This window comes from Nonomuraea sp. NPDC049709, from assembly GCF_040674815.1.
Classification (GTDB): domain Bacteria; phylum Actinomycetota; class Actinomycetes; order Streptosporangiales; family Streptosporangiaceae; genus Nonomuraea.
Genome location: NZ_JBFANM010000005.1, coordinates 1 through 17,313, shown reverse-complemented (window position 1 = coordinate 17,313; position 17,313 = coordinate 1). Strand labels below are relative to the sequence as shown.

The 17,313-nt window shown below is 72.2% G+C and carries 16 protein-coding genes and 1 riboswitch; of the genes, 9 read left to right on the top strand and 7 right to left on the bottom strand.

The annotated features are described in order from the left end of the window. Window positions 1–240: 240 nt before the first annotated feature. Both AB0J69_RS06255 and AB0J69_RS06250 read right to left on the bottom strand, forming a co-directional pair. The gene (locus AB0J69_RS06255; protein WP_364113453.1) at window positions 241–528 is read right to left on the bottom strand and encodes an Lrp/AsnC ligand binding domain-containing protein; all 288 of its coding nucleotides are present in this window, start codon (window positions 526–528) and stop codon (window positions 241–243) included. Between the two features lie 17 nt (window positions 529–545). After that, complete coding sequence (locus tag AB0J69_RS06250; RefSeq protein ID WP_364113451.1) at window positions 546–2,270, bottom strand: DEDD exonuclease domain-containing protein; 1,725 nt, start codon at window positions 2,268–2,270, stop codon at window positions 546–548. A 75-nt stretch (window positions 2,271–2,345) separates the two neighbouring features. Between AB0J69_RS06250 and AB0J69_RS06245 the strand changes: the two genes are divergently transcribed. The 3 genes from AB0J69_RS06245 to AB0J69_RS06235 all read left to right on the top strand — a co-directional run bounded on the left by AB0J69_RS06245 (window position 2,346) and on the right by AB0J69_RS06235 (window position 6,956). Further along, window positions 2,346–3,848: a serine/threonine-protein kinase gene (locus AB0J69_RS06245; RefSeq protein WP_364113449.1), complete on the top strand. Its 1,503-nt coding sequence runs from the start codon at window positions 2,346–2,348 to the stop codon at window positions 3,846–3,848. Continuing rightward, a complete protein-coding gene (locus tag AB0J69_RS06240) occupies window positions 3,838–5,298 on the top strand; it encodes a serine/threonine-protein kinase (RefSeq protein ID WP_364113447.1) in 1,461 nt (486 codons plus the stop codon). Before AB0J69_RS06245 ends, AB0J69_RS06240 begins: the two co-directional genes overlap by 11 nt. Window positions 5,299–5,480: 182 nt before the next feature. Continuing rightward, window positions 5,481–6,956 carry a hypothetical protein gene (locus tag AB0J69_RS06235; protein ID WP_364113445.1) on the top strand — a complete coding sequence of 492 codons (1,476 nt, stop codon included), beginning with the start codon at window positions 5,481–5,483 and terminating at the stop codon, window positions 6,954–6,956. 154 nt (window positions 6,957–7,110) lie between these two features. Here AB0J69_RS06235 and AB0J69_RS06230 read toward each other — a convergent pair whose 3' ends face one another. The 3 genes from AB0J69_RS06230 to AB0J69_RS06220 all read right to left on the bottom strand — a co-directional run bounded on the left by AB0J69_RS06230 (window position 7,111) and on the right by AB0J69_RS06220 (window position 9,478). Further along, window positions 7,111–8,637, bottom strand: a complete 1,527-nt coding sequence (locus AB0J69_RS06230; protein WP_364113443.1) for a PH domain-containing protein — start codon at window positions 8,635–8,637, stop codon at window positions 7,111–7,113. A 125-nt stretch (window positions 8,638–8,762) separates the two neighbouring features. After that, window positions 8,763–9,254: a PH domain-containing protein gene (locus tag AB0J69_RS06225; RefSeq protein WP_364113441.1), complete on the bottom strand. Its 492-nt coding sequence runs from the start codon at window positions 9,252–9,254 to the stop codon at window positions 8,763–8,765. Beyond that, complete coding sequence (locus AB0J69_RS06220) at window positions 9,251–9,478, bottom strand: hypothetical protein (protein ID WP_364113439.1); 228 nt, start codon at window positions 9,476–9,478, stop codon at window positions 9,251–9,253. The genes AB0J69_RS06225 and AB0J69_RS06220 overlap by 4 nt, the downstream gene beginning before the upstream one ends. Window positions 9,479–9,588: 110 nt before the next feature. On the opposite strand from AB0J69_RS06220, the gene AB0J69_RS06215 reads away from it, so the two are divergent. Together AB0J69_RS06215 and AB0J69_RS06210 are read left to right on the top strand one after the other, a co-directional pair. Further along, a complete protein-coding gene (locus AB0J69_RS06215; protein ID WP_364113437.1) occupies window positions 9,589–10,833 on the top strand; it encodes a histidine kinase in 1,245 nt (414 codons plus the stop codon). Then, window positions 10,830–11,504 (top strand): response regulator transcription factor, encoded by a 675-nt coding sequence (locus AB0J69_RS06210; protein WP_364113435.1) that lies wholly within the window; start codon window positions 10,830–10,832, stop codon window positions 11,502–11,504. Before AB0J69_RS06215 ends, AB0J69_RS06210 begins: the two co-directional genes overlap by 4 nt. On the opposite strand, the gene AB0J69_RS06205 is transcribed toward AB0J69_RS06210, so the two are convergent. After that, window positions 11,486–12,562, bottom strand: a complete 1,077-nt coding sequence (locus tag AB0J69_RS06205) for a phosphotransferase family protein (RefSeq protein WP_364113433.1) — start codon at window positions 12,560–12,562, stop codon at window positions 11,486–11,488. The two genes, AB0J69_RS06210 and AB0J69_RS06205, sit on opposite strands and share 19 nt — an antisense overlap. Window positions 12,563–12,706: 144 nt before the next feature. Between AB0J69_RS06205 and AB0J69_RS06200 the strand changes: the two genes are divergently transcribed. Both AB0J69_RS06200 and AB0J69_RS06195 read left to right on the top strand, forming a co-directional pair. Next, window positions 12,707–14,029, top strand: coding sequence for an NYN domain-containing protein (locus AB0J69_RS06200; protein WP_364113431.1), 1,323 nt, complete (start codon window positions 12,707–12,709; stop codon window positions 14,027–14,029). 157 nt (window positions 14,030–14,186) lie between these two features. Next, window positions 14,187–15,089: an NlpC/P60 family protein gene (locus AB0J69_RS06195; RefSeq protein WP_364113429.1), complete on the top strand. Its 903-nt coding sequence runs from the start codon at window positions 14,187–14,189 to the stop codon at window positions 15,087–15,089. 443 nt (window positions 15,090–15,532) lie between these two features. Then, window positions 15,533–15,697: riboswitch (cyclic di-AMP (ydaO/yuaA leader) on the top strand. A 117-nt stretch (window positions 15,698–15,814) separates the two neighbouring features. Here AB0J69_RS06195 and AB0J69_RS06190 read toward each other — a convergent pair. Next, entirely contained in the window at window positions 15,815–15,946 is a 132-nt protein-coding gene (locus AB0J69_RS06190; RefSeq protein ID WP_364113427.1) for a hypothetical protein, read from the bottom strand. 10 nt (window positions 15,947–15,956) lie between these two features. Here AB0J69_RS06190 and AB0J69_RS06185 point away from each other — a divergent pair, with 10 nt between their 5' ends. Then, on the top strand, window positions 15,957–16,292 hold the full coding sequence (locus tag AB0J69_RS06185) for a C40 family peptidase (protein WP_364113425.1): 336 nt from the start codon (window positions 15,957–15,959) through the stop codon (window positions 16,290–16,292). Between the two features lie 98 nt (window positions 16,293–16,390). Beyond that, window positions 16,391–17,221: a hypothetical protein gene (locus tag AB0J69_RS06180; RefSeq protein ID WP_364113423.1), complete on the top strand. Its 831-nt coding sequence runs from the start codon at window positions 16,391–16,393 to the stop codon at window positions 17,219–17,221. Window positions 17,222–17,313 lie beyond the last annotated feature (92 nt).

Here is a 17,313-nt window from a genome sequence, read left to right as displayed (position 1 = left end):
TTCACCTGGCATTCGGCGATCCTGGTGAACGTGCCCGTCCGGCGTTCCGGGTGGTGGGACGGTGCTGCCGGTCTGGCGCGGAGGAGAACCGGGTTGGCGCAACGGGACCCGTTCACCTGGGGGCGCAGGGCGCCCCGAGGCGTGCCGCCTGGGCCGGGGTGTCGAGGCCGCACCGCGCAGGCCCCGGTGAGTGAGCATGCGGCAGCGGGCCCCCTGGAGGGCCGGTGCTCGTGGCGGCGGTCAGTCGGCCTCGGGGAAGCCGATCGAGAAGGCCGCGTCCAGGTCGTGCCTGGAGTAGGCGCGGAAGGCGATGTGCGTCTCCGTGTGCAGCACCCCGGCCACCTTGTTGATCCGCCCCGGGACGACCTCGGCGATCTCCTCGTACGCGGCGACCCTGACCATGGCCAGCAGGTCGTATTCGCCGGTGATGGAGTAGACCTCGCTGACCCCCTCGATCTCGGCGATCGTCTGGGCGACCTCCGGGATCCGGTCTACCTCTGCATTGATGTGGACGATAGCCGTGACCATGCATCAACTCTATCGTTTCACCCCAAAGGTCGCCCCTCCCGATTGCGGCGCTGGTCGAGCTGGCGGTAGGCGAGGTCGATGCGCGCCTTGTGGCGGGCGGCGCCCCGCGCGGGCAGGCTCCAGTCGCCGTCCACCTCCACCAGCCGCACCCCGGGCGACTCCAGCCAGCGCAGGATGCACTCGGTCTCCTCGGCGCTGGCGGCGTGGACCGGGCCGGGCCCGGGGAGCACCACCTCGGCGGTGGCCGTCAGCGAGGCCACGAAAGCGCTCGGATGGGTGCCTTTCGGCATGACCCCGGCCCCGGCCAGCCGCCCGTAGCGGACGACGTGGATGTCCCAGCCGCCGCCGAACGCCGGGCTGGCGGCCACGAGCTGCGGGATGCGAGTGATGGCGCTGAGGCGCTGCATGCGGGCCGCCGTGCGGACGAACGCGGCCAGCCGGTCACGGTCGACGGACGCCTCCTCGTAACGCTGCTCGACCGACAGCCGCTCCATGCGGGCCGACACGGCGGTGAAGACGGGCGAGGCGTCGAGCGTCATGGCGCGGCGCGCGCTCTCGACGTGCAGCGCGTATTCCTCCGGGCTCTCCCGGCCCTCGCACGGGGCGCCGCAGCGGCCCATCTCGTGCAGCACGCAGGCCGCCCGCCGGGTGCGCAGCGTGACCGGCTGGGTGCACTGGCGCAGCGGGACCGCCTCGTGCAGGGCGATGCGGGCGTCGTCGGCCAGCCGGGCGCTGCTGAAGGGGCCCAGGTAGGTGGCGCCGTCGTCCTTGAGCTCGCGCACGATCGACAGGCGCGGGAACACCTCGGCGGTGAGCTTGAGCCACACCATCTTCTCCGGGAAGCGGGAGCGGCGGTTGTAGCGCGGCTTTGCGCCGCCGATCAGGCGCAGCTCCCGCACCTCCGCCTCCAGCGCGGTCGAGCAGACGATGTGGCGCACCCGCTCGGCGATGCCGATCATCTCCCGGATGCGGGGACGGGTCTCGCCGGCCGTGAAGTAGGAGCGCACCCGGTTGCGCAGGTTGGTGCTCTTGCCGATGTAGAGGACCTCGCCGCGCTCGTCCTCGAACAGGTAGACGCCGGGCGCGTGGGGCACGGACTCGGCCAGATGGCGCTTGCGCTGCTGCTCCGGCGTGGGGGCCCGGACGAACGACTTGAGCTCCTCCAGCGTGTGGACCTGGAAGGACCCGGTCCGCTCGATCAGCCCGTGCAGCACGTCCACGGTGGCCCTGGCGTCCTGCAGGGCGCGGTGGCACGGCTCGACGGGGCTGCGGAAGAACCTGGCCAGCGTGGCCAGCTTGGCGTTGGGCGTCTCGTCGCGGGTCAGCACGCGCCTGGCCAGATCGACGGTGTCGACGACCGGGTTGGCCGGCGGGGGATAGCCGAGCGCGGCGCAGGCCGCCTTGACGAAGCGGGTGTCGAAGCCGGCGTTGTGGGCCACCAGCGTGGCGCCGCGGATGAACTCCAGGAAGCTCGGCAGCACCGACTCGATCTTCGGCGCGGCCATGACCATGGCGTCGGTGATGCCGGTCAGCACGGAGATGAACGGTGGTATCGGCCCTCCCGGATCGACCAGCGTGGAGAACTCGCCGAGCACCTCGCCCGCCCGCACCTTGACCGCGCCGATCTCGGTGATGGCGTCCTCGGCGGGCGCGCCGCCGGTCGTCTCGAGGTCGAACACGACGAACGTGACGTCGCTCAGCGGGGTGCCGAGCTCGTCGAGAGTGCCTTGAACCGGATCCACGAACCAAGACCATAGAGAGGGGGACCGACAGGAACGAGTCACCACCCCTCTTGGTCTTTAGTTACCCTTCCCTTTATGTCCGCGGGAAGACTTGCCGGCCGCTACTCCCTGCTGCGCCCCCTGGGCGCGGGCGGCATGGGAACGGTGTGGCTGGCCAGGGACGAGATGCTTGATCGCGATGTCGCGGTCAAGGAGCTCACGCTGCCCGAAGGCATGTCGCCCAAGGAGCGCTCCGACTCGGTGACCAGGGCCGTGCGCGAGGCGCAGGCCACCGCGCGGCTGCGCCACCCCGGCATCGTGGCGCTGCACGACGTCGTCGTGGAGCAGGACCGGCCGTGGCTGGTCATGGAGCTGCTGCGGGGCCGCACGCTGGCCGAGACCGTACGCGAGTTCGGCCCCATGCCGCCCGCCCACGCCGCGCGGATCGGCGCCGACGTCCTGGAGGCGCTGGGTGTCGCCCACGCCCAGGGGCTGCAGCACCGCGACGTCAAGCCGGGCAACGTCTTCCTGACCGAGAGCGGCCGGGTGGTGCTCACCGACTTCGGCATCGCCAGGCAGGAGGGGCAGGCCTCGCTCACCGAGCACGGGATGATGATCGGCTCGCCTGGTTTCATCGCGCCCGAGCGGCTCGACGGCCAGCCCGGCGGCCCGGCCAGCGACCTGTGGTCGCTCGGCGCCACCCTCTACGTCGCCGTGACGGGCGCGCCGGCCTACGCGGGGTCGGTGGCCCAGCGGGTGCGCGCCACGCTGATGGAGCCGGTGCCCGTCGCGCCGGGTCCGCTCGGGCCGCTGCTGGCCGCCATGATGGCGCAGCACCCCGCCGCCCGTCCCGATCCGGCCGTGGCCGTCCAGGCGCTCAGGCAGGTCGCCGCGGGCGGGCCCGCGCCCCGGCTGCCCGCCAACCACGACGTGACCGTGCCCGGCACGGTCAGGCGGCGCGGCCGGGCCGCACTCTGGATCGCCGCCGGCACGGTCGTGGTCGTCGCGGCGGGCGCGGCCGCCTTCCTGCTGCTGAACCGGCAGGACGGCGCGGCGCAGGCGGCGTTCACCGTGCCGATGGACGTGTGCACGCTGATCCCGCAGCAGGAGGTCGGCAGGCTGATGCGCACGCAGAGCCCGCCCAAGGCCCAGCCCGACTCCGACGAGGTGGGCCCCAAGTGCGGCTGGCCGGCCCCGGGCACCGGAGTGGGCCTGCAGGTGCAGAAGGACTCCGACACCGTCGACCCGTGGTCCATGACCGACGTCTCGGCCCGCGCGCTCTTCCAGAACCAGAAGCGCTACTGGTCCAAATACGAGGACATCGACTGGACATGGCCCGAGATCGGCGTGAAGACCTCCAGGAAGGCGAAGCGCACCCCCGTGCACCAGATCACCGGGCTCGGTGAGGAGGCGTTCGGCTTCGAGCTGAAGGGATCCACGGGCCGGGTGCACTCCGCCCACGTCTTCTACCGGCTGGCCAACCTGGTGGTGAGCGTCGAATACGCCACGCTCGCCGACAAGCCGACCGACGAGGACGTCAAGCAGGCGGCCCTGAGAGCCGCCCAGGCGAGCGAGCAGGCGTTGCGCAATGCCCGGTGACCTCTACCTGCTGGCCGGGCGTTACCGGCTGATCGAGCGGCTCGGGCAGGGCGGCGCGGGCACGGTGTGGCGCGCGATCGACGAGACGCTCGACCGGCAGGTCGCCGTCAAGCAGGTGCGGGTGCCGCAGGGGATGAGCCCGTACGAGCGGGCGGAGTTCGCCGACCGGGCCATCCACGAGGCCAGGTCGGCGGGGCGGCTGCGCGACCCGGCCATCGTGCTGGTGCACGACGTCGTCCTCGAGGGCGACCAGCCGTGGATCATCATGGACCTGGTCACCGGCCGCTCCCTGGACAAGGTGATCAAGGAGCGGGGGCCGCTGCCCGCCTCGTCCGTGGCCGCGATCGGGCTGCGCGTGCTGTCGGCACTGGAGGTGGCGCACGCGCACGGCATGCTGCACCAGGACGTCAAGCCGGCCAACATCCTGCTCGACGGCGACGGCTCGGCCATGCTCACCGACTTCGGCATCGCCGCGCCCATGGGCGGGCAGGGCGACCGGTACGGCAGCGCGGGCTCGCCCGGCTACATGGCCCCCGAGCGGCTCAACGAGGAGCCCTCCGGCCCCGCCTCCGACCTGTGGTCGCTGGGCGCCAGCCTGTACACCGCGGTGGAGGGCCGCGCGCCCTTCGAGCGGGAGCTGCCCGCCGCGGTCGCGGCCGCGGTGCTGCTGCACCAGGCGCCGTTCCCGGCCAGGGCCGGCCGTGACCTGGGCGGCCTGCTGATGGCCATGCTCGCCAAGGACCCCGCGACCCGCCCCACCGCGGCGCAGATCCGCCAGGCGCTGATCCCGCTGACCGACCCCGACACGGCTCCCCGCCCCCACCGCTCCGCCGCCCGCCGCCGCTGGTGGCTGCTGCCCGCCGCGCTCGCCGCCGTGGTGGCGCTGGGCGCGGGCGGCTGGTACGCCGCCTCCGCCCTCGGCCGGCCCGACCAGGAGACCGGCGACTACGCCACGGCGCCCGACCCCTGCTCCCTGATCAGCGACGCCGAGGCCGTCCGGCTCATGAAGGGCACCCCCGAGCGCAGCCTCACCCGGCCCGGCGAGTGCCAGTGGCTCATCCGCGAGGGCACCGTCTCGGCCCGCCGCCTCGTCCTGCGGACCTGGGCGGAGCGCCCCACCGGCGACCTCGGCGGCCCCCAGGTGGCGCAGCGCCGTTTCGCCAGCGAGAAGACCACCCGCGCCGCCGCGGAGGGCAGTGACCGGCGCTGGAAGCGCGGCGCGGCCGCCGACGTCTCGGGGGTGGGGGAGGCGGCGATCGTCCAGAACACCTTCAAGTACTACCTGACCTCCACCGACAGCGGCACCGCGTACAGCACGCTGCTCTTCCGTACGAGTAATCTGCTGGGCGAGGTGATCTGGCACCGTGAGGACGCGGCGGCCACCGCCCCGGCGGACAAGGAGGCGGCCGTCGCCGCGGCCCGCCTGGTCTCGGCGGCGCTGCCGCGATGAGGCCGCGGACGGTGCTGCAAGCCCCTTGCAAGGGGCGTGACTAGCGTGTCTCCCCGCATGTCAGGGCAACCCCAGGAGTCCCACCAGTGAACCCCGGAAGCCAGTACGAGCCGCCCACCACCCCTCACCAGGTGCCAGGCAGGCAGTTCCCGCCGCCGGGTATGCCGTCCACCGGGCCTTTCATGGGACCCCCGATGGGCCCGCCCCCCGGCCCTCCCATGCCGCCGCCCCCGAGGCCGGGGCGGCCCGCCTGGGTGCTGCCCACGCTGGCCGCCGCCCTCGTCGTGCTGGTCGCGGCGGGCGGCGTGGGGGCCTACTTCCTGTACGGCAAGATCTCCGGCGTCACCTCGCCCCCGCCGGTCCAGAAGTCGTCGCCGCCCCGGCAGCCCCAGGCCGCCGCGACGGCCCCCGACGTGTGCGCCATGCTGCCCGAGGACGAGGCCGACCGGCTGGTGCCCGACGCGACCGTGGCCAGGTCGTCCAGGGACAGCGACTACACGGTCAACTTCACCTGCAACTGGATGAACCAGCGCATCTCGTTCGGCGAGTTCTGGCGCAGCCGGGAGATCGACGTCAGGGTCGAGCAGCACAAGGGCGAAGGGGCCAAGACCGGGCGGGCGATGGCGCAGAACTCGTACGAGGTCGAATACCGCGGCGGCAAATTCGGCGAGACCGCCAAGCCGTCCCTCGACCCCGACGAGAAGCAGTACATCTCCCCGATCAAGGACGTCCCGGGCGTCGGCGACGGCGCGTTCGCCCAGTACACCTGGCGCCGCGACGGCAAGCTGCTCTGGTACGCCTACGGCACCGCCCACGCCCGCGTCGGCGACATGACGATCGAGGTCAAATACCAGGCGGGCCAGCAGCGCAAGGACGCCCAGATCCTGAGCAACGAGACCACGCAGGCGGTCACCGAGGCCAACGCCATCCGCGAGGTCAGCGGCCTGGTCGCCCACTTCGCCAAGGGCGTGGCCGCCTGGCAGGCGCAGCACCCGAACGTGCTGGCCAAGGCCGAGAAGTCGCCGTCGCCGTCGCCGACCCTCTCGCCGAGCGCCCGCCCGACGCCCTCCCCCACCGTGCTGGCCTCCTTCCCCGCCGACTGCGCGGCCGTCACCGCGACGGCCACGCGCCTGGTGCCCGAGCCCACCACCCGGGCGCGCGGCACCGAGGCCGGCGGCGACCGGCAGACCGAGTGCCGCTGGCTCAACCTGGACCTCTCCGGCGGCGAGGGCGTCACGAAGATCCGCAGTGCGATGATCACGGTGCACCGGTTCACCAACCGGGCGGGCGCGGTGGACGAGCCCGCGGCCAAGGCTTACTACGTGAGCGAACAGGGCGGCGACAAGTTCACCGCCGACTCCTCCATGGGCGGCATCACCTGGGGCAAGCTGGCCGACGTCAAGGGGCTGGGCGACCAGGCGTACCGGCAGTTCGTGCAGACCAGGCAGGGCGTGGTCTCGGCCTCCAGCGGCACGGTGCTCATGCGCAAGGGCTCGGTGGTCGTCCGGGTCGACTACTCCGGCCACCAGCGGCCGGCGGACGAGCAGACCAACTCGGCCAAGGTCGAGCTCATGTCCGAGAAGGAAGCGATGGCGGGCGCGCTCACCCTGTCCAGGGCGTACCTGGAGGCGCTGGCGAAGCAGCCCGCCGGGAGCTAGGGCGTATCTGACTGGCGATCACTGACGGCGGTTAATGGGGTTGCAACCCGGCTGCAAGTCGGACAAATACCTTTAAGTAGGCAAGCAATCTGAGCCGCGCGATCAGGTTTGTCCAGTACAGGGGCATGGGCAAACGCATGGGGGATCACGCGGCTCATTGCTTTTCCCGGAGCTGCCTCTCCCGGGCCAGGAACGGTTCGAGCAGGCCGGGGACGGCCCGCGCGGCCAGCTCCAGGCCCTCGCCGCGGCCCACGTCGACCACCTCGTAGCGACCCCTTCCGGCGCCCGTGGTCGCGGTGACGGTCAGCAGGCCGGAGCGCCGCTGGAAGAACGACTCGGTGACCGTCCAGCCCGCGATGCCCCGGCGGTCGAGCGCGATCGTCCGCCGGACCACGGCGCCCCTGCGGGTGACGAGGTGGCGGGCCCCCAGCGCGTGACCGAGGCTCGCGGCGCTCGCCACCGCGAGCCACAGGCCGTACGCGAGCACCACCACTGGCACCATCCACATCCAGTTCCCCAGCGGCACCCACGGCCACGCGGCCACCGCGACGGCCACCACCACCGCCGCCACGACGGCCCTGACGACCCGCCTGCGCCGGGCCGCCGGCGGGTGCGGCACCAGCGGGGGCAACCCGGCGCCGGAGACCCGGGCGGCGATCCGGAGGGCCAGGGCGCGGGGGACCGGCGGGGTGAGCGCCGCCGCGTCCTCGGTCTCGTCGTCGGGCTTCTTGCCCAGCCCGGTGGCGATGGTCCTGACCCGGGCCGCGCCGCCGAGCCGCAGCAGCAGGGGTTCGCCGAGCTCCACACCGCGCAGCCGGCGCTCCTCCAGCGTCAGGGACCGGGTGGTCAGCAGGCCGCGGCGCAGCCGGAGCCGGCCGGGCTCGCGGTCGAGACGGTAGCGGCCCCACGACTCGGCGAACAGCAGGACCGAGCCCAGGACGCCGACGGCCAGGTTCACCGCGAGCAGCAGCGGGACCGCCAGCAGCGGCTGCGCCACCACCCACTCCCACAGGGCGGTCGCCAGCCGGGTGGCGAAACTCTTGACCCCGAACGAGCCGAGCGCCTTGAACAGCGCGCCGAGCAGCACCGCCGCGCCCGTGAACGTCCACACCGACAGCGGCGCGTACCTGATCCAGGACCAGCGCAGCTCCGCCAGTGGCGGTCCGTCCCCGGTCTCCTCCGCGGTCTCCTGGCGCAGCAGGGTCCGCCGCAGGGCCTCGGCCTCGTGCCGGTCCAGCGGGTCCAGCGCGAGCTCGGACCCGTCGGCCGCGTGCTCTCCCGTACCCACCTTGACCACCGTCAGGCCGAACACCCGGTTCACCGGATCGGCGCGCAGATCGACGCTGCGCACCCGGTCGCGCGGGATCGAGCGGTGCTGGCGGGTGGTGATGCCCGAACGCAGTTCGAGGCGCTCAGGGGTGAGCCGCCAGCGGGTGGCGCGCAGCCGGAGCACGTCGTACGCCACCACGGCGGCGACGATCAGCACCGCCGCACCCGCGCAGACCGCCGCCACGCCGCCGACCGGCCAGTCCCGGCCGGTCAGGAAGCGCACCAGTCCGGCCGTCGCGCCCGCCACCAGCGCCAGCGACTTGATCGCCGAGGCCCACAGGCTCCGCCCCGACAGCCGCCGCCACCCATCGCCCCCGGCCACGGCCGCGCCTCCGCCCGCCGTCCCGGCCACCGCCACACCCCCACCCGGCCTCCCGGCCGCCGTCCCGGCCCCTGCCTCAGCCCCTGTCCCGGGCGCTGTCCCGGGCCCTGTCTCGGGTCCTGTCACCGTGCCGTCCGGTGTGTCCCGCTCCGCCTTCACGTCGCGTCCCCCGGCGTGGCCTGGGTGATCGCGGTCAGGCGCTCGGCCAGCTCGGCCGCCACCTCGTGGTCCAGCGCCTCGATCTTGATGGCCCCGGCCGAGGAGGCGGTGGTCACCGTGACGTCGGCCAGCCCGAACAGCCGCTGCACCGGCCCCCGCGCGGTGTCGACCCGCTGGATCCGCGACATCGGCGCCACCCGCCAGGTGTGCGTCAGCCACCCCTTGCGCGTGTAGACCGCCTGGTCGGTGACCTCCCACCGCTCCACCCGGTAGGAGGCCCGCGGCGCCACCACGGCCAGCACCAGGCACCCCGCCGCGAGCACCGCCACGACGGCGCCCAGCCAGACGGCCCGGTCCGTGAAGATCCAGTACGCCGCCACCGCCGCTCCCGCCACCGGCACCATGAGGATCAGCCACTGCACCGTCCACCACGGGACGGCCCGCGGATCGGCCTGGTTGCGCGGCGGGCGCAACGCGGTCCCGCTCATTCCCCGCCCTCCGTGCTCTTCACCGACTCGGCGACGGCGAGCAGCACGAAGCCGAGCACGCCGATCACGATGGCCGCGAACACCTCATATCCCTTCAAGAACGGCAGGAGATTGACCACGAGCAGGTCGTGCGCCCACCGCCACCATCCGAACAGCGTGTTCACCAGGCCGCCCACACCCTGGAGGAGCAGCAGCCAGCCGAACACCGTCAACACCGCTTGCATGCCATCAGCCTCGCCGCTCCCGCGGGCCGCCCGCGTCGGCCGTAGGTCTCGGCCGGCACCGACTTTGGTCGCTGTCGCCGTACCGCCGGCAGGGCCTAACCTCGATGAACGTGACGGAACTGCGGGGAGACGGTCCCGCCCACGAATACCGGTGGGCGCTGCCGTCCGTGCTGCTCGGCGACCCCCGCGAGGGCCGGCGCGTGCGGCGCTCGACGCGCGACTGGATCGTCGACACCGTCATGTTCCTGATGGCCTGCGGCCTGACGTTCCTGTCCCTGGTCGAGCTCGAGACGCAGCAGCAGCCCGAGCCGCTGATGGCCGTCGAGCAGGTGACGGGGGCGCTGGCGTGCGCGTCGGTGTGGCTGCGGCGCAGGTGGCCGGTCGGGCTCGCGGTGGTGCTGACCGTCCTGTCGTCCTACCTGGAGCTGGTCGGCGGGGCCTCGGTGGTGGCGCTGTTCACGGTGGCGGTGCATCGGCCGTTCAAGGTCTCCGGGCCGATCACGCTGCTCAGCCTCGTCACGCTGGCCCCCTACGTCATCCTGCGGCCCCAGAGCGACCTGGACAGGGGCTGGGCGGCCGCGCTGGGCGTGGCGATCGTGCTGACCGTGTTCGCGTGGGGCATCGTGGTCAGGGCCAGGCGGCAGCTCGTCTGGTCGCTGCGCGAGCGCGCTGACACCGCCGCGGAGGAGGCCAAGCGGCTCGAACGCGAGCGCATCGCCAGGGAGATGCACGACGTGCTGGCGCACCGCATCTCGATGCTCAGCCTGCATGCGGGCGCGCTGGAGTTCCGGCCGGACGCGCCGCCCGCGGAGATCGCCAGGGCGGCCGGCGCCATCAGGACCAACGCCCACCTGGCGCTGCAGGACCTGCGCGAGGTGATCGGCGTGCTGCGCCACTCGGCCCCCGACGGGGACGACGACGGGGGCGGCATGGTGCCCGACCGGCCGCAGCCCACGCTGGCGAACCTGCCGGCGCTGGTCGAGGAGTGCCGGCAGGCGGGCATGGACGTACGGCTCGACCTGCGGGCCGGTGAGGCGCCGGAGGGGCCGGGCCGCAACCTCTACCGCATCGTCCAGGAGGCGCTCACCAACGCGCGCAAGCACGCGGGCGGGGTGCCGGTGACCGTCACCGTCGAGGGAACGCGCGGCAGGGGGCTGTCGGTGGAGGTGCGCAACCCCCTGTGGGCGCGCCACGGCGCGCGCATCCCGGGGGCCGGCGCCGGGCTCATCGGCCTGACGGAGCGGGCGGAGCTGGCGGGCGGCCGGTTGGAGCACGGCGCGACACCGGAGGGCGAGTTCGTGGTACGCGCGTGGCTGCCGTGGCCGGTGGAGACCACTCGGGAGGATGACCTGTGACCATTCCCACGGGCGAGGGCGGCCCGATCAGGGTGCTGATCGTGGACGACGACGCGATGGTGCGGGCCGGGCTGTCGATGATCCTCGGCGGCACCGGCGACATCGAGATCGTCGCGGAGGCCGGCGACGGGGCCGAGGTGCCGCCCCTGGTGACCCGGCACCGGCCCGACGTGGTGCTGATGGACATCCGCATGCCCGGCATCGACGGGCTGACCGCCACCGAGACGCTGCGCCGCACGGCCGCGCCGCCCGAGGTGGTGGTGCTGACCACGTTCCACGCCGACGCGCAGGTGCTGCGGGCGCTGCGGGCGGGGGCGGCCGGGTTCCTGCTGAAGGACATCGCGCCGGGTGACCTGGTGCAGGCGATCAGGAGGGTGGCCGCCGGGGAGCCGATCCTGTCGCCGGTGGTGACGCGGCAGCTCATCGCGCACGTGTCCGACGGCGGGGCGGGGGAGCGTACCGAACGGGCCAGGAAGCTGCTCGGCCGGCTCAGCGAGCGCGAGCGGGAGGTGGCCACCGCTGTCGGGCAGGGCAAGTCGAACGCCGAGATCGGGCGCGAGCTCTACATGAGCGTGCCCACGGTCAAGGCGCACGTCTCGCGCATCCTCACCAAGCTCCACCTCAACAACCGCGTTCAGGTGGCGCTGCTCGTCTACGACGCCGGCTCGTAGCCGGCCAGCAGCTGCTCGATGGTGGCCCGGTGCAGCACCAGGTCGTCGGGGTCGTCCGGCATGGGCTGCTCGCCGAAATGGATCCGGCGCTGCCAGACCCTGGCCATGATGACGCCGTGGCGGAGGGCGGCGTACATCTCGTAGAAGTCCAGGTCGCGCGGCTCGTAGCCGGTCAGCTCCCGATAGGTGCGGCAGACGTCCTCGCGGCGCATGAAGCCGGGCATGCCGGGCAGGCCCGCGCCGACCGTGAGGTCCTGGAAGAACCGGTGCAGGAAGATCATCCAGGACAGGTCCAGCTCGCGCGGCCCCACGGCGGCCATCTCCCAGTCGAGCACCGCGACCGGGCGGAACTTCTGGTACATGATGTTGCCGATCCGGGAGTCACCCCAGGTGAGCACGTCGGGCCCGGGATCCTCCGGCCAGTGCTCCTCCAGCCAGCCGAACGCGCGCTCCAGCACCGGGATGCGGTGCGCGCCGTGCGCCCATTCGTAGTAGGCGCGCTGCGCGTCGACGTGCGCGCGCAGCCCGGCGGGCCCGAACGGGGCCAGTTCCCGCGGCGTGAAGGCGGTCTCGTGCAGTGCCGCCAGGATCCCCACGCTCGCGTCCTGCAGCCCGCGCTGGTCCTCGGGGGAGGCGTCGTGCAGCCACCCCCCGAACGTGTACGGCATCACGTCCGGCGGCACCTCGCCCTCCGCCTGCTCCATGACGAAGAACGGGGTGCCCAGCGGCTCGGGGTCCGGCTCGAACCAGAGGGCCAGGGGCGCTGGGATCCCAGCTTTTTCCCTGGCCAGCCGCATCATCTCGAACTGGGCCCGCAGATCGTAGGACGGGAAGACCGGAACGGCCTCCGGCGCAGGTGCGAGCCTGGCCACGCAGCGCGAGGAGCTCCCACTCCACGTAGCGGTGAAGAACAGGGTCTCGCTCGACAGGCCGTTGCCCGAGGGCCTGGACATCTCGGACACCGTGGCGTCCCCGCCGACCCGGCCGCGGAGCCAGGCGGTGGCGCGTCGACGCAGTTCTTCCAGGTCACGTGTGGAGGTGCGCATCTGCTCGGTCACCGTGGGTCTCCCGCCTGGACATCTGCCCTTCGACAGTCGTATACCGCCTAGCAAGCGCTTGTCCATACAGGAGTGGCCGTTACGGTCAGGTACGCAACAGCCGTACCCTTGTCTGAAAGGGCATGTCACGAAGGGACAAGTGGGATGAGTTCAGCGGGTGAAGGCCTGTCTCGCCCGCTTCCCGAGCAGGTGCGGCTCAACGTGGTCGATCTGGCCTCTCAAGTCCTCGGGACGATGCCCTCCACCTCCATACCGCCGCCCCTGCGCGGCATCGCCAAGTTCGACCCCCGCAAGCGCGCCAAGCTGGGCAGCGCGCCGATCGCGGCGCAGCTGGAGAACGACAAGAAGTTCCGCGAGCTGGTCGCCGAGTCGGTGGCGGCCGGCTGGCCCGAGCTCGTCACCTCGCTGGCCGAGGGCAACGTGCCGCCCGCCGCCGACCCGGTGCTCGTGGCCGCGGCGGCCTACCTCACCCGGCCGCCGGGCTGGGCGGAGATGATCGAAGCCGCCCGCACCGACCTGGAGCAGTCGGCGGTGGCGGCCGAGGGCTCGGAGCGCGAGGAGGCGGTCACGCGGCTGCGCGAGCAGCTCGCCGCGCAGAAGAGCGCCGCCAAGGAGGAGGCCGACCGGCTGCGCGAGCAGATCAAGGCGGCCCGCGCGGAGAACTCCGACCTGCGCCGCAAGCTGCACGAAGCCCGCGAGCGGGCCAAGGCCGCGGTGCGGCGGGCCGAGGAGATGGAGCACGCGGCGGAGGAGGCCAAGACGGCCGCCTCGGCCGCCGGCAGCGCCGGGGAGTCCGAGCTGCGGCGGCTGCGCGAGCGGCTGGCCGACGTGGAGAAGCAGCTGGAGGCCTCGCGCCGGGCCGCCCGCGAGGGCCGGAGCATCGAGGACGCGCGCGTCCGGGTGCTGCTCGACGCGCTGCAGGACGCCTCGGCCGGGCTGCGCCGCGAGCTGGCCCTGCCGACCACGATCAGCCGGCCCGCCGACTCGGTCGCGGCCGTCACCGGCGAGCGTCCCGGCGTGCGGGGGGTGCCCGCGCGGGCGCTGGCCGACGACGACCCGCAGCTCCTCGACCAGCTCCTGGCGCTGCCGCAGGTGCACCTGATCATCGACGGCTACAACGTCACCAAGACCGGCTACGGCACCCTCACCCTCGCCGACCAGCGCAACCGGCTCATGACCGCGCTGGGCGGGCTGGTGGCGCAGACCAGGGTCGAGGTCACCGTGGTATTCGACGGGGCCGAGCTCAACGCCCCCGTGCAGGTGGTCGCGCCGCGCGGGGTGCGGGTGCTGTTCAGCGCGCCGGGGGAGATCGCCGACGACCTCATCCGCCAGCTCGTACGCGCCGAGCCGCCCGGCCGGGCCATCGCCGTGGTGTCGTCGGACCGCGAGGTCGCCGAGTCGGTCAGGCGCATGGGTGCCAGACCGGTTCCGTCAGGTTTGCTGCTGCGCAGACTGGGCCGCGCCTAGATTACGAATTGGTGCGTTTGGGGCAGACCCCACCCGCCACTTCTGTACTATTTCGCCCCAGATGTAATCCCTGGGAGGCGACGCAGTGAGGTTTGGCCGGGTGCCGGTGGCCGCAGGTCTCGCGTTCGGGCTGATGATGTGCCCGATGGGAGCGGCCATGGCTGATCCCAAGCCCACTCTCGGCCAGGCCAAGGCCAAGCTCGAGAAGCTCAACGACAAGGCTGACAAGGTCGTCGACCGGTTCAACACGGCGAACGAGCGCTACAAGAAGGCCAAGAGCACCTTCACCAAGCTGAACGACAGCTACAAGCGCAAGCTGGAGACGGTCGCGGACCTGCGCGCGCAGGTGATCGGCATGGCCGTCGACAGCTACCAGCTCGGCGAGGACGTCACCTCCTGGCCCGGGATCATGACCTCGGACAATCCCCAGAGCATGCTGTCGGGGCTGGCCGTCGCGGGACAGCTCGCGCAGGAGCGCGCGGAGAAGCTGGCGGCGTTCGACCGGGAGAACCGCGGGCTGAAGGTCGAGCGCGACAAGGCGCAGGAGGCCCTTGAGGAGGCGGACAAGGAGCGCGACGCGGTCGAGAAGGAGCGCTCGGAGATCCGCAAGCTGATCGTCGACCAGAAGAAGCTGCTGGACAAGCTGGGTGCCTACAACCCCGGCAACCCGAACAGCGCGGGCATCAAGTACACGGGCCCGGCCTCGGGGAGCGCGGCGACGGTGCTGCGCTTCGCGTACGCGCAGGTGGGCAAGCCGTACATCTACGGCGGGACGGGGCCGCGCGGGTACGACTGCTCGGGCCTGACCCAGGCGGCCTGGGCGGCGGCCGGCGTCACGCTGCCGCGTACGACGTGGCAGCAGTGGGCGTGGGGCGCGAGCCGCAAGGTGGACCTCGACTCCCTGCAGCCCGGTGACCTCATCTTCAGCGAGGGCCTGGGCCACGTCAGCATTTATGCGGGCAACGGGCAGATCGTCCACGCGCCGCAGACAGGCGACGTCGTGAAGGTCGTCGCGCTCTCCGCGTACGGCCGCTCCCTGGTCGGCGCGGTCCGCCCGTAACGTTTTCGGCTCCCGCCCGACCGGATTTCGGCCTCACGCCGCTTCTACGATTCCGCATAGTAGATGGCTTCTGTCGGCGTGCGATCCGGGGTGGGAGCGTTCCCAAGTCGCGGAACGGCCGTCAATTCCTGCGAAAAATGTGACAAACGCGACAAACGACGCCTGACAAGCGCGTGCTGTCAGAAGTGTGAGCAGGGTCACATTTGGATAACGGAACCTGGTGTTCCAGCAGGGGTTTCCTTCCTTACTGACCCTGCTGTCTGATCTTTACAACATGACCCCCCTTTTGCCGATCCTTGACCTTTCGGCGTAGCTTCTGGCGTCGTCGCGGTGAACAAGCCATGACACCGCGAACCCGCATCGGTCCCTCCAGATGCGAGACAGAAAAGAATCCGCCGGTCGTCCCCGATATCCCCAGATAGCTCCATATCGCAATCAATCGGGGTGACGACCTGCCGAGTCCGTGCAGCCAGGAGGCACGGAGCCGGGGACCCAGCGATCCCACGTTTCCCCAGGGATCAGGGGTGAATCGGCGCGTCATCGCGCCGTAGGGCGACTTCCAGGCCCGAATCCGTCAGCTAACCCGGTAGGCGTTCGTGGAAGACACAAGGAGAAATCCTGTCTACCTCCCTGCAGAACCCCCGCCTGTCCCGCCTTGCCCTGAGCGGCGTAGCGCTCACGATGACCGTGACGGCCGGAGGTCTGATCCTCCCTGCCCCAACGGCTCAGGCGGCGACGACGAGCGAATCGGCCGCTGAGACGGCGAAGGCGGAGACCACCGCCAAGACGTCGAAGTCGGCCACGGCAGCCCAGCGACGGGCGGCCAGGATCGCTCGGCAGAAAGCGAAGGCCCGCAAGGCCGTCGCCGTGGCCAAGGATCAGATCGGTGACCCGTACCGTTACGGTGGCACAGGACCTGGTTCGTTTGACTGCTCCGGACTCGTCCAGTTCGCCTGGAAGAGGGCCGGGGTGACGCTCCCGCGCGTGGCGAGCAGCCAGTTCGCCCGCATCAAGAGCAGGATCTCCTGGCGGAACCTCCAGCCGGGTGACCTGATGTTCTTCAGCGGGCTCGGCCACGTGGGCATGTACGTCGGCAAGGGCAAGATGATCCACTCGCCACGGACAGGCGAACGGGTGCGCATCGACAAGCTGGGCGGATGGCGTAAGTCGTCATTCGTCGGCGCGGTCCGTCCCGGCATGTGAAGAAGCCCCGTCCGGATTCCTGGAGACTTTCCTGGATTCGGGCGGGGCTCTCGCGCGTCCGCGGGAGCACCCATGCGGTGAGGCTACGATCGGGCATCGTGTCCGAGCAGGTGAGCCGACGAGCCGCGGTGGCCGGCCTGCTGCTCCTCGCCCTGGCCGGAGGCCCCGAACCCCCGGTCCTCCCCCCGGGGATCCTCGACCTGTGGCCCGGCGGCCGCACGGTCGTCCGGCGCGGCGGTCGATCCGTCGTCGTCGGCCATGTCAGCCACGTCGGGCATGTCGGTCAGGGGACGGGCTCGCTCGACGAGATGGCGCGGCTCGCCGATCGGGCCGGGCTGCGGGTCTCGGCCGTGCTCGGCAGGCCGGTACGCCCCCTGGTCGTCGTCCCTGACTCCGCCCGCGAGGCCGCCCGGCTGGCCGGCGTGGAGCGGCTGGACGGCCTGGCCGCGGTGGCCGACCGCGGGCGGGTGATCGTCGTACCCGAGCTCTTCGCCACCCTCAATCCCACCGGCAGGGACGTGGTGCTCGCCCACGAGCTCACCCACGTCGCGGTCGGCACCGACCACCTCCCCGTCTGGCTCTACGAGGGCTTCGCCGACTACGTCGGCTACCGCGACGCCGGGCTCCCCGTGGCGACGGCCGCCGCCGAGCTGGCCGCCGAGGTCCGCGCCGGACGCCTGCCGGACGTTCTGCCGGGACCTGCGGCTTTCGCGGCCGACGGGCGGGACCCGGACCGGCTGGCACGGGCTTACCAGGAGGCCTGGCTGGCGTGTCGCTTCCTGGCCGACCGGTTCGGTGAAGGGACCCTGGTGAGGCTCTACCGTGAAGCTCAGGCGGCCGGCCTCGACCGGGCACTCGCCTCACTGGGGCTCTCCGTCGCCACGCTGACGGCACGGTGGCGCGAATACGTGCGGGATCAGCTCGTGTGAAGGGGAGGCAGATGAGCGAACGGCAGGACGAGGACGACGCGGCACGGCAGGACGGGACCCCGGGCGGCGCACCGGGCGGCGCGCCGGGCGGC